The organism is Candidatus Accumulibacter meliphilus, from assembly GCF_036625345.1.
GTDB classification, from domain to species: domain Bacteria; phylum Pseudomonadota; class Gammaproteobacteria; order Burkholderiales; family Rhodocyclaceae; genus Accumulibacter; species Accumulibacter meliphilus.
The window spans coordinates 1-12,034 of sequence record NZ_JAZKTZ010000006.1 but is presented as its reverse complement, the minus strand read 5'-3'; the positions used below and the strand labels follow the sequence as shown (position 1 = coordinate 12,034).

At 62.0% G+C, this 12,034-nt stretch carries 9 protein-coding genes and 1 CRISPR repeat array (1 of these 10 cut by a window edge); of the genes, 5 read left to right on the top strand and 4 right to left on the bottom strand.

Features of this window, described 5'->3' with window-relative positions; genetic code table 11:
* Positions 1–1,712: direct repeats of the CRISPR family, unit length 36 nt; unit sequence GTCTGGAAATAGGGCCGAAGTAAGGCCCGTTAAGAC; it reaches 473 nt to the left of the window's first position.
* 716 nt (positions 1,713–2,428) lie between these two features.
* Both V5B40_RS13130 and V5B40_RS13125 read left to right on the top strand, forming a co-directional pair.
* Entirely contained in the window at positions 2,429–3,274 is an 846-nt protein-coding gene (locus V5B40_RS13130; RefSeq protein WP_332354919.1) for a PA4780 family RIO1-like protein kinase, read from the top strand.
* Between the two features lie 22 nt (positions 3,275–3,296).
* Positions 3,297–4,478, top strand: coding sequence for a DUF3616 domain-containing protein (locus tag V5B40_RS13125; protein WP_332354918.1), 1,182 nt, complete (start codon positions 3,297–3,299; stop codon positions 4,476–4,478).
* A gap of 120 nt (positions 4,479–4,598) precedes the next feature.
* Here V5B40_RS13125 and glgB read toward each other — a convergent pair whose 3' ends face one another.
* The 4 genes from glgB to amrB all read right to left on the bottom strand — a co-directional run bounded on the left by glgB (position 4,599) and on the right by amrB (position 10,119).
* On the bottom strand, positions 4,599–6,788 hold the full coding sequence (glgB, locus tag V5B40_RS13120; protein WP_332354917.1) for a 1,4-alpha-glucan branching protein GlgB: 2,190 nt from the start codon (positions 6,786–6,788) through the stop codon (positions 4,599–4,601).
* Positions 6,789–6,980: 192 nt separating this feature from the next.
* Positions 6,981–7,661, bottom strand: a complete 681-nt coding sequence (locus V5B40_RS13115) for a hypothetical protein (protein ID WP_332354916.1) — start codon at positions 7,659–7,661, stop codon at positions 6,981–6,983.
* Positions 7,658–8,767 (bottom strand): AmmeMemoRadiSam system radical SAM enzyme, encoded by a 1,110-nt coding sequence (gene amrS / locus V5B40_RS13110; RefSeq protein ID WP_332354915.1) that lies wholly within the window; start codon positions 8,765–8,767, stop codon positions 7,658–7,660. Before amrS ends, V5B40_RS13115 begins: the two co-directional genes overlap by 4 nt.
* The gene (amrB, locus tag V5B40_RS13105) at positions 8,752–10,119 is read right to left on the bottom strand and encodes an AmmeMemoRadiSam system protein B (RefSeq protein WP_332354914.1); all 1,368 of its coding nucleotides are present in this window, start codon (positions 10,117–10,119) and stop codon (positions 8,752–8,754) included. The genes amrS and amrB overlap by 16 nt, the downstream gene beginning before the upstream one ends.
* A gap of 145 nt (positions 10,120–10,264) precedes the next feature.
* Between amrB and ispD the strand changes: the two genes are divergently transcribed.
* The 3 genes from ispD (at position 10,265) to V5B40_RS13090 (ending at position 11,977) form a co-directional block, all read left to right on the top strand.
* Positions 10,265–10,963 carry a 2-C-methyl-D-erythritol 4-phosphate cytidylyltransferase gene (ispD, locus tag V5B40_RS13100; protein ID WP_332354913.1) on the top strand — a complete coding sequence of 233 codons (699 nt, stop codon included), beginning with the start codon at positions 10,265–10,267 and terminating at the stop codon, positions 10,961–10,963.
* Positions 10,960–11,439: a 2-C-methyl-D-erythritol 2,4-cyclodiphosphate synthase gene (gene ispF, locus V5B40_RS13095; protein ID WP_332354912.1), complete on the top strand. Its 480-nt coding sequence runs from the start codon at positions 10,960–10,962 to the stop codon at positions 11,437–11,439. Before ispD ends, ispF begins: the two co-directional genes overlap by 4 nt.
* A 130-nt stretch (positions 11,440–11,569) precedes the next feature.
* Positions 11,570–11,977, top strand: a complete 408-nt coding sequence (locus tag V5B40_RS13090; protein ID WP_332354911.1) for an acyltransferase family protein — start codon at positions 11,570–11,572, stop codon at positions 11,975–11,977.
* Positions 11,978–12,034 lie beyond the last annotated feature (57 nt).

Here is a 12,034-nt window from a genome sequence, read left to right as displayed (position 1 = left end):
TCGTCGCCAGACTCAGGTCTGGAAATAGGGCCGAAGTAAGGCCCGTTAAGACCAAGGTGCTGCGAGTGCCCCCTGTCAAGGTGGTCTGGAAATAGGGCCGAAGTAAGGCCCGTTAAGACCAGGGTAATACGCTCACTGATTGCGAGCTTGACGGTCTGGAAATAGGGCCGAAGTAAGGCCCGTTAAGACGTACTCGCCCACGTTCAGGGACTTGCCCACGGTGGTCTGGAAATAGGGCCGAAGTAAGGCCCGTTAAGACGGATCACTCACTCTGCGCACTGGGAAAGGGGGTCTGGAAATAGGGCCGAAGTAAGGCCCGTTAAGACTTCGTGCACGGTCAGGGACCGGCCCACGGTCAGGGGGTCTGGAAATAGGGCCGAAGTAAGGCCCGTTAAGACCTCATGCAAATCTCGATCGGGTTGCGGGTCATGCGGTCTGGAAATAGGGCCGAAGTAAGGCCCGTTAAGACTTGACGAAGTAGTGCTTGTTGCCCACGCCTTGAGGGTCTGGAAATAGGGCCGAAGTAAGGCCCGTTAAGACCGCTGCTTGTCTTTGTTGCTTCTTGGCAGACCGTCTGGAAATAGGGCCGAAGTAAGGCCCGTTAAGACCACATAGATCTGACCAATCGTCAATGTCGTAGGGTCTGGAAATAGGGCCGAAGTAAGGCCCGTTAAGACACCGGCGGGAAGAAAGGGAGGAGAGCTTTGAGGTCTGGAAATAGGGCCGAAGTAAGGCCCGTTAAGACCCATAACTTGACACTCCTTATGGTGTGTGCATTGTGTCTGGAAATAGGGCCGAAGTAAGGCCCGTTAAGACTCTTGTGATCAACATTTGTTTCTCCTTGTAAAGTCTGGAAATAGGGCCGAAGTAAGGCCCGTTAAGACTATCACCCACAAAGTGGCCCAGGCTGTCCTTGTTGTCTGGAAATAGGGCCGAAGTAAGGCCCGTTAAGACTTCTGGTAAAGGAGCTTTCGATATCGCAACGCATGTCTGGAAATAGGGCCGAAGTAAGGCCCGTTAAGACTTCGTCGCCTCCATGGCACTGGAAGTAGCGCACGGTCTGGAAATAGGGCCGAAGTAAGGCCCGTTAAGACTTTTCTTGGCGAGTGGAGGGCAGGCTGCCGAGTCTGGAAATAGGGCCGAAGTAAGGCCCGTTAAGACCAGTGCGAGCCTTTCAGTGTTGCCATGCCCGTCTGGAAATAGGGCCGAAGTAAGGCCCGTTAAGACTCGTAACGCTCCTCCAGATAGTCGATGCACTTCAGTCTGGAAATAGGGCCGAAGTAAGGCCCGTTAAGACGTCCGGGGAGAAGTCCGGGTTGATGGAGAGCTTGTCTGGAAATAGGGCCGAAGTAAGGCCCGTTAAGACTTGATGCCGTTCATTGGGAGCAACACCTGTTGGTCTGGAAATAGGGCCGAAGTAAGGCCCGTTAAGACTTGCGATAACCGACACCCGGCAACTGTTCTTCGAGTCTGGAAATAGGGCCGAAGTAAGGCCCGTTAAGACCGAGTTGGTGGAATGTAGCTATCCAGCGCATCCGCGTCTGGAAATAGGGCCGAAGTAAGGCCCGTTAAGACGCCGTGCACAACGTATAGGTTCTGCATCACCAGTCTGGAAATAGGGCCGAAGTAAGGCCCGTTAAGACCTCGACCATCCTGGCGTGCCGTGCACAACGTATGTCTGGAAATAGGGCCGAAGTAAGGCCCGTTAATATTTTCCCCGTGTGTGTGTTGTTTGCGTTTTGCAAGTCCGTTAATGGTGGCGCGTTGGCGATTTCGAAGGCTTTGTGTTCTTCGTCTTTTAATATTGCTGTTCCGCTGCTTATTATTTGTTTTTGCTTTACCTCCTGTCCGATCGCGCTCGAATGACAGCACATGGCACCCTACGGCGTTGGATGATTCGGGGGGCGGGTGTGAGCCGTGGCGCACCAGGTGCAGCACATCGGTCTTTTTTTGCAGAGAGCTCTGCCGGGCGGACGCGCGTAACGGGGCCGCCGGACGTACTGCTTGAAGCCGAGTTCCCCGAGGGCGCGGGCGGGTCACGCGGGGAGAGTCGTGGCGTCGGCTGGGATCGACAGGGGAACCAGGCCTGCTTCCGCGGACCGCAGAATCCCTTACGGCTGTCAACGCAGTCTGCGCAAGAGCGCGCGGTGGTGTTATGGTTGGCGCGAGTTCGCGTGGATGGAGGGCTCGCGAAGACGATTGCGCAAGCCTTGATCGGCAGGTTCCGCCAACGCGGCGGCGGCTATCGCCAAGCCTGTAGATCGCCGCACTGTGTTCGCAATGACCGTCATATGCCAGGCCGTCACGAGGGAGGAGCGCAGCGACCTGGCACTCCGGCGGCGGCGATTGCTTTCCATCCCTTCCCTCAATTCGTGAGTCGCAGACGCGGCTTCCTCAGCAGGACAAGCAAGAAGAGAATGAACATCTCATGAAGACCCCGGCAAGACTCGCAGCACTCGTTGAAGAAGGCCTCGTCGACGAGGTGCTCGGCCAGTTGATGAGCGGCAAGGAGGCCACTGTCTATGTCGTTCGCTGTGGCGACGACATTCGCTGCGCCAAAGTCTATAAGGAGGCCAGCCAGCGCAGCTTCCGCAACAACGCTTCTTACCAGGAAGGCCGCAAGGTCAGGAATAGCCGGCAGGCGCGCGCCATGGAGAAGGGCAGCCGCTTTGGGCGCAAGATGCAGGAAGAGGTCTGGCAGAGTGCCGAGGTCGATGCCTTGTATCGGCTGGCCGCTGCCGGTGTGCGGGTTCCACAGCCGCATCTTTGCTACGAGGGCGTCTTGCTGATGGATTTGATTGTCGATGCCGACGGCCATCCGGCACCGCGCCTCAACGATGTCGAGCTCAGCGAAGAACTGGCGCTGGAGTTTCATGCCCTGCTGATCGAGCAGGTGGTGCGGATGCTTTGCGCCGGCATCATCCACGGCGATCTTTCCGAATACAACATCCTCGTCGGCGAGGACGGACCGGTGATCATCGATGTGCCGCAGGCGATCGACGCGGCGGGCAACAGCAACGCCGCCGAGATGCTGGCGCGGGACGTAATCAATCTGCGCAGCTACTTCAGCAGTTTTGCGCCCTCGCTGGCGGGCAGCCAGTTCGGCAAGGAAATCTGGGCGCACTACGAAAGTGGCCTGCTCACCCCGGACCTTGCCTTGACGGGCCGGGTTGTTCTTGACGAACATCTGGCCGATGTCGACGCGGTCTTGCAACAGGTCGCGCTGGCCATCAAGGAAGATGAAATCCGCCGCATGTGCCGGGAAGATCAATGACCCCTCAGACCATTCTCATGCCATGAGAAGGAAGGCATGTAAATTTTCAGGGTGCTGGCACCTCGGCGCCCTGGCATTCGCCAGTGCTTCCCTGCTATGGGTGCCAGGCAGTGCGTACGCCCGCGCACCGGTCCCGCTCCCGGTCCCCAGCGTACAGCCCGGCAGCGGCCCATGGACGGGTGGCGAGGGCTTTTCCTTCGGCCTGGGCAAGAAGAAAGAGGCGAAAGCCCGCCGCTCGGTCAGCGGCATGGCCTGTAGTCTCAGTGCCGCCCGACAGCGCATCTGCCTGCTGGTTTTCGACGAAGGCGTCGAGGCGCGTTACGCGACCCTACGCGACGCTACTCTGGTCGTCGGTTCGGAGCGCGTCGTGCTGCGCGCCGACGAGGGCGAACTGGACGCTGAAGGCGCAGCCACCGATGGCAGCTACTTCTATGTCACTGGCTCGCATTCGGCGAAACGTTCCGACTGCCAGAGCAATCCGCACAGCCGCCATGTGCTCCGCTTCCGCCGCGATCCGGCGACCGGCCGCGCGCTACGCTCTCCGAGCGGCGACCCCAGCGGAATCCTGGTCGACTACGCGGACAGCGGGCGCCTGTGGGCGATCATGCAGGCGCAGCCGGAACTCAAGGCGTCTGTCGGCGAAGGCAAATGCCTGGGCTCGGCGCCTCCCCCCGAGGCGCTGGAGTTGGCGGGAGAACATGGCGTCAACATCGAAGGCCTGGCGGTCAGCGACGGGCGCCTGTATTTCGGCTTCCGTGGCCCGGCCAGGAAGGGGCAGGCGCTCATCCTGGCGGTCGATGCCGAAGCGCTGTTCAAGGGCGGCGACGCCAAGGCCGGCGTCACCCGAATCAAGGTCGGGGCAGGGCGGGGCATACGCGACATGGTGGCCGTAGCAGGCGGTTTCCTGCTGCTGACCGGCCCTGACGACGACCCTGCCAACCAGGAGCGCGTGAAGTGGTCGATTGCCTGGTGGGACGGAACAGGCAGCGCCGCCGTGGTCACGCCAAAAACCCTGGCCACCCTGGATCTCGAAGGCGTGGAACTGCGCCAGACCAAAGCCGGCAAAGCCAACACCTGCGAAGACAAGGCGCTCAAACCGGAGGCCATGACGGTGCTCGAAGAGACCCCACAGGCCTACAAGCTGCTGATCCTGTCCGACGGCATGTGCGACGGCGGAGCTCTGGCGTTTACTGTGGGGCGCTAACGGTCACGACAATCGAGACGCCCGGGATCATCAAAGTCATGACCGTTTTCCCCTCTTCCCCCGGCCCTTCTCCCGCAAGGGGAGAAGGGCGGTTCGTGAGTCGCGTAGGCGACTCGCTGCTTAGCGTTGCAAGGCCAGCACGATGGTCGCCAGTGGCGGGATGGTGATTTCCAGCGAGTGCGAACGATTCATCCACGGCATGGACTGGGCAACGAGAGCCTCCTGCCCATTGCCGAGGTTGCTGCCACCGTAGAAATGCGAATCGGAGTTGAAGATTTCGGCGTAGGCACCTTCTTCAGGGACCCCGATGCGGTAGTAGCTACGCGGCACTGGCGTCAGGTTCACCACCACAATCACGAACTCGGACCCCGAGCGGCGCACGAAGCTCAGAATCGACTGGGCAGAATCGTTGCAGTCGATCCACTCGAAGCCGGTCCAGTCGAATTCGTGACCATGCAGCGCCGCGGTGTTGCGATAGAGGTGGTTGAGGTCGCTGACCATGCGTTGCATGCCACTGTGCAGGGGGTATTCGAGCACATACCAATCGAGCACGCCGGCGCTGTTCCATTCCAGGCCCTGGCCGAATTCGGTTCCCATGAACAGCAGCTTCTTGCCCGGATGGGTGAACATGTAGCTGTAGAGCGTGCGCAGGTTGGCGAAACGTTGCCATTCGTCACCGGGCATCTTGTTTAGCATCGAGCCTTTGCCATGCACCACTTCATCGTGCGAGAAGGGCAGCATGAAGTTCTCGGTGAATGAATAGAGCATGCTGAAGGTGAGCAGGTTGTGGTGGTACTGGCGATGGATCGGCTCCTGGGCGATGTAGCGCAGGGTGTCGTTCATCCAGCCCATGTTCCACTTGATGTCGAAGCCGAGACCGCCCAGATAGACCGGTCGCGTCACCTGCGGCCAGGAGGTGGACTCCTCGGCAATGATCAGAGCGCCGGGACATTCGACGTGCGCGACGCTGTTGAGCTCGCGCAGAAACTCGATCGCTTCGAGGTTTTCGCGGCCGCCGTACATGTTGGGAATCCAGTCCTCACGCGAATAATCGAGGTAGAGCATCGATGCCACGGCGTCGACGCGTAGTCCGTCGAGGTGCATTTCGCGCAACCAGTACAGGGCGCTGGCGACGAGGAAGTTTCGCACTTCGTTGCGACCGAAGTTGAAGATCAGCGTGGACCAGTCGAGGTGCTCGCCCTTGCGCGGGTCCTCGTGCTCGTAGAGAGCCGTGCCGTCGAAGCGGGCGAGGGCAAAGGCATCTTTCGGGAAATGCGCCGGCACCCAGTCGAGAATCACGCCGATTTTGTGGGTATGCAAATGGTCGATGAAGAAGCGGAAGTCATCCGGCGTGCCAAAACGGCTGGTCGGGGCGAAATAGCCGGTTGCCTGATAGCCCCACGAGAGGTCGAAGGGATGCTCGGTGACCGGCAGTAGTTCGACGTGCGTGAAGCCCATGCGCGTGACGTAGTCAACCAGTCGGATGGCCAGCTCGCGGTAGTTCAGGAATTCTCCCTCCGCTCCGCGCTGCCACGAACCGAGGTGCACTTCGTAGACCGACATCGGCGCGTGCTGCCAGTCCCATTCGGCACGCTTTGCCATCCACTCGCCGTCCTGCCAGACGTGCTCTGCTTCACCGACGACGATCGACGCCGTTTTCGGGCGTGCCTCGAACTGCTGTCCGTAGGGGTCGGCCTTCAGCAACACTTCGCCGCTGTTGCGATTCCTGATCTCGAAGCGGTAGAAGGCTCCCGGCGCCAGGTCGGGAATGAAGATTTCCCACACGCCGCTGCCCGGACGCACGCGCATCTGGTGGCGACGGCCGTCCCAGCGGTTGAAGTCGCCAACCACGCTGACGCGCTCGGCGTTGGGCGCCCAGACGGCGAACAAGACGCCGGCAACGCCGTCCACTTCGCGGCAATTCGCGCCCAGGATGTTGTAGGCATGGCGGTGGTTGCCGGCGCTCAGCAGGTGCAGATCGAGATCGCCGATCTGTGGTCCGTAGGAATAGGGATCATGGGAGATGTGCTGGCGATGACCATCGTCCAGCCAGATCAGCCGATAGTGCTCGGGAACGTCGTCGACCGCGCCGCGCCACCTGAAGAAATCGCTTTCTCCGATCCGTTCAAGGGGGTGATTGCCTTCAAGGATGGAGACTTCAACGGCATGCGGAATATAGACGCAGACTTCGACGCCGTTTTCGTCGGGATGTTTGCCCAGCACCTCGAAGGGATCGTGATGCCTGGCCTCGATGATCTTGATATGGTGGTCATTGAGGGTGGGTCGCGTGATGCTATCTACCGGTTTCATATGCCTTCTCTATTTTGCGTTGACGCCGCGCGTACGAATGTGGACCGCGGCCAGGGTATTGCGGGAATCAGGCTCGGCCTCAATTTTATTCCTTGGCCATTGGTACCACAAGCTGAGCATGGATAAAGCGCTGGCGTTACGCGCCAGGGATTATTCCATCGGCAAGGGTTGTGACGCTCCAGCGCCGCCCCTCTACGCGCGTGTCGTCCTTGCCGCCGCTGGCAGGTGGTACACGAACCAGCGCGCCGTTTCGCGCGCGACCCACTCGAAGGCCGCGGCCGAGTCGGGGGCATCGGCACTCGCCGGCAGTCGCTTCAACTCCTTGCGCCCGGCGAGCTCGCGCAAGGCGCGCCGGTTACTGGCTTCGACGCGCTGTTCGCCTTCGCCGACGAGGACCAGCAGGGGCGAGATCAGGGTATGCAGGTAGAGCATGCCGGCCAGGTCGATCAGGCCGCCGCGGCAGACAATGGCAAAGATGTCGCGGTCACGAATGGCGGCGGCGCGCACGACCACCGGCGAGCAGTCAGCGGCAGCGCTGAGGCCGATTGGCAGCGGCGGCAGTTCTTCGAGGAGCATCTGCTGCTTGAGCAGGGTCAGGCCGTCGAGCAGGCGGCTGGCGAGCAGCGAAACGTTGTGATGATTGTCGGCGAAACGTTCTTCGCTACTGCTCAGCAGGTCGAAGCTCAGCGTGCCGATGCCGGCGTGGCGGAGGACGACGGCGAGGGCGTCGTCGCGGGCCTCGGGATTCGGCCCGGCGTGGGCCAGGATCACCAGTGCCGAAGGTCGCGTGGGCAGGACCAGCTCGGCGTGCAGTCGCGCGCTGCCGCTGGCGATGGCCAGCGTCCTGGCGGCGGTGGCCAGCGCTTCACTCAACGGCGGACCAGCTTGACCGGAACACGACGGGGACCGAAAGGTTTGCCGAAGCGGCTGAAATAGCCGGCGATCGGCGTCGCGCAGTGCGGACAGCGACCATCACTCGGCAGGTCGTAATGGCGGATGTTGTACCAGTCGCGCTCGATCAGTGCCGCCTGGCACTCCGGGCAGAAAGTGGTGCCGCCTTCGGTGTCATGCACATTGCCGGTGTAGACGTAGTTCAAACCGGCGTCCATGGCGATGCGTCGGGCCTGGGTCAGGGTTGATGGCGGCGTCGGCGGCAGTTCGCTCATTTTCCAGTCCGGGTGGAAAGCCGAGAAGTGCAGGGGCACGTTCGCTCCCAGCTCGCGCGCCACCCAGTCGGCAAGAGCCTTGACCTCGCTCGACGAGTCGTTGCGGCCGGGGATCAGCAGGGTGGTGATTTCCAGCCAGCAGTTCGTCTCATGGTGGATGTAGGCGAGCGTATCGAGCACCGCTTGCAGGTGGCCGCCACAGAGCTTGAAGTAGAAGTCGTCGGTGAAGGCCTTGAGATCGACGTTGGCGCCGTCCATGACCGCAAAGAATTCGCGCGCCGGCTCGGGATGGATGTAGCCGGCCGTGACGGCAACGGTCTTGATGCCCTTTGCCCGGCAGGCGACGGCGGTATCGATGGCGTACTCGGCAAAAATTACCGGATCGTTGTAGGTGAACGCGACGGCGTGCGCACCATAGGCGGCCGCAGCGTCAGCGATGCCCGCGGGGCTGGCAGCGTCGAGCAGGCGGTCCATGTCCTTCGACTTGGAGATGTCCCAGTTCTGGCAGAACTTGCAGGCCAGGTTGCAGCCGGCGGTGCCGAAAGAAAGAATCGACGAGCCGGGATAGAAATGGTTGAGCGGTTTCTTTTCGATGGGGTCGATGCAGACGCCCGACGAACGACCGTAAGTGGTCAACACCATCTCGCCGGCGATGTTCTGGCGGACGAAGCAGGCGCCGCGCTGGCCGGCGTGCAGCTTGCAGTCGCGGGGGCAGAGGTCGCACTGAATGCGGCCGTCGGCAAGCGTGTGCCACCAACGCGCAGGGTGAGCGGATGCGGGGGTTTTCAGCGAGTCGTTCAGGTCTCTTTCCATTTTCGTACTCCATAACGCGCCAGGGTGAGCTCGGGGTCCCAGAAGTCGGCGGCCAGGCCGGCTTTCAGCTTGAGCTGGGCCATGAACTGCCGGGGGTCGGCGAGGGACTCCCAGACCTGTGGCAGGAAAGTCGCTCGCCGCCGGCCGTAGCTCAGGATCAGGCCGTCAATACCCGGTCGCAGGCGGGCCAGGGCGTCTTCTTCACTGCGTACCGGAAAAGCTTCGGCCGGCGTCAGCAATGATACTTCGACGCGCGTGCGCGGCAACTCCGGCTCGCTCAGCGGTGCGAAGCGCCGGTCGTGAAAAGCGGCGGCGAAGGCGTTCTCGGCGACGTCGGTGGCCAGTGGCCGATGCGCTTCCAGGCTGCCGATACAGCCGCGCAGGTGGCCGTTCTGGGTCAGCGTGACGAAGCTCGCTCCGGGCTCGGAGAGTTCGGGCATCGGCGTCACCGGCTGTGGTGATAGTCCGAACTTTGCGGCAATGGCGTTGCGCGCACTGACGAGCAGGGCGCTGCCGAGGAGGTCCCAGTGGGCATCGGCGCTCACCGGCGTAAAGCTGAAGGCGCCATAGCCGACGACGCGTGACTTGTCGCCGGCGGTATCTCCCGAATTGCGCAGATCGAGCAAGCGGGCTCGCAGTCCGTGCCGACGCGCGGCCAGCAAGAGGCCGTTGACCGGTGTCGCGCCGCAGGCCTGTTGATGGTCGAGCTTGGCGTCAAGTGCGACGATGTGCCGGGCGGTGTCGGTGTCGGTCTCGCAGGCACGCGGGTAGGGAAGGTAATGCGAGAGGTCGGAGCTGATCACGATCAGCGTCTCATCGCTGCCCCACAGGGTTTCGAGCACTTCGGCGACTTCGCTCGGCGAGGCCTTGCCGACGGCCAGGGGCACCAGCGTAAAGCGTTCGAGCACTGTTTGCAGGAACGGCAGTTGTACTTCGAGCGAGTGTTCCATGGCGTGTGCGGCGTCGCTGACGACGACCTGAGGCAATGGCGCGATGCGGGCGATGGCCTCGGCGTCCAGAGGAACCTCGCCGAGCGGCGTGGCGAAGGCGCTGACCGACGGCACGGCCAGCCCATTGACCGCGACGCGGTGCGTCGGGCCGAGTAGAACGACGCGCCGGATAGTGGCGCGCAGCGCGTGCAGCGGCGCATAGACAGTGGCGGCGATCGGGCCGGAATAAACGTAGCCGGCGTGCGGCGCGATGATCGCTTTCGGTGGCCGTTCCCGACTCTCCTGCGCTGGCGGCGTGTCGCCGAGTAGCCGGCGCAGAGCGCGCGTCAGAACGACGGCCGATTCTGGATAGAAGGTGCCGGCGACTGCGGCCGGACGAACTGTGGCTGTCGAGTGGGTCATCTTGTCGATCCTCAAGGCTTGCTGCTCGGGAAGGCGGAGCGGCTCCGGCACGGGCTCCCGAAAAGTTGCCCGGCGGCGAGAGCCCGTGCGCAGCGCTGCGCGCTTATTTCGGTATCGGCTTGCCTTCTTTGGTTAAAATTACGCCATGCTACGTCACTACGCAATCGTCCCCGCCGCCGGCAGCGGATCGCGCTTTGGCGGCGAGATGCCAAAGCAATACCAGATGCTCGCCGGCCGACCCTTGATTTACTACAGTCTTGCCGCTCTCTGTCGCTGCCAGCGCATCGATCGCGTCTGGGTGGTGCTTTCTCCGGACGACGGCTGGTGGCGGCGATACGATTGGACGAGTCTTGGCCACAAACTGGAGACCGTCTATTGCGGCGGCGCAAGCCGCTCCGACAGCGTCGCCAATGGCCTCTCTGCCGCGGCTACGGCCGCTCACGACGATGACTGGGTGCTGGTTCACGACGCCGCGCGCCCCTGCCTGTCGCAGGCGAATTTGAACGCGCTATGCGAGCAGCTCGCCGACGATCCGGTCGGCGGCCTCCTGGCCGCGCCGCTGGCCGATACGCTCAAGCGCGCAGATGGCGAACAGCGCGTCGCGTGCACCGTGTCGCGCGACGGCCTGTGGCAGGCGCAGACGCCACAGATGTTTCGTTACGGCGTGCTGCGCCAGGTGCTCGCCGAACACCCGCAGGGCACTGACGAAGCCTCGGCCGTCGAGGCCGCCGGCTTCAAGCCGCGCCTGGTTGCCGGCGACGCCAGCAACTTCAAGGTCACTTTCCCCGCCGACCTGCGCCTGGCCGAACTGATCCTGCAGGGCAGGGCGCGGGAGGACGAATGATCCGCGTCGGCCAGGGTTGCGACATTCACGCACTGGTTCCCGGTCGCAAGATGATTCTCGGTGGCGTCGACATCGCGCATCACAGTGGCCTGCTTGGCCATTCCGATGCCGACGCACTGCTGCACGCGATCATTGACGCGCTGCTCGGCGCCGCCGCGCTGGGCGACATCGGTCGTCACTTTCCCGACACCGACCCGCGTTATCGCGGCGCCGACAGCCGCGCGCTGCTGCGCGCCACGTTGGCGCTGTTGGCAGAGGCTGGCTGGCAGGTCGGCAACATCGATGCGACGATCATCGCCCAGCAACCGAAGATGGCGCCGTATCTTCCGCAAATGGTCGCCAACATCGCCGCCGACCTGCAGGTGGCGCTGGACTGCGTGAACGTCAAGGCAAAGACCTCCGAAAAGCTGGGCTTGGTCGGGCGAGGAGAAGGTATTGCCACCGAGGCGGTGGTGCTGATCAGGCAGGACGATTGATTTCGGCTGCTGCGCTCGTTCTGCGCGTCTGGCTCCCCGGCATCCCCGGCTTGCGGCGCAAGGCGTCTGAAGTCCGTCAATCCACGTTTCCCCTGGGAGTCGAAATAAATGCAGTGACGATAGTCCGCGCTTGAGCAGAAACAACTTCGACCTGCTGCGCCTGTTGTTGGCGGTGAATGTTGTCGTCGTTCACGTTGCCTTTCTTTCCGGATTTCAAGAGCTGTCGCCCGACATTGGCTTCTTGTCAGGCGGTGCCGCAGTGAAGGCTTTTTTCGTTGTCAGCGGCTTTCTCATCTTCATGAGCTGTGAGCGGTCGACATCGCTTGCTTCTTATTTCAGCAAGCGTGTCAGACGCCTCTATCCAGCCTATTTCACGGTAGTGATGCTTTGCGCGGTGTTTCTGGTAGCGGTCAGCTCGAAGGCCGTCGGCGACTATTTCTCGTGGGCATGGCTCAAGTACGTCGGCAGCAACCTGATCTTTCTGAACTTTCTGCAGCCAACGCTTCCTGGTGTGTTTGACGGTCAACAGGGTACCTGAGGTCAATGGGGCACTATGGACTCTCAAGATCGAGGTGATGTTCTACCTGCTGGTGCC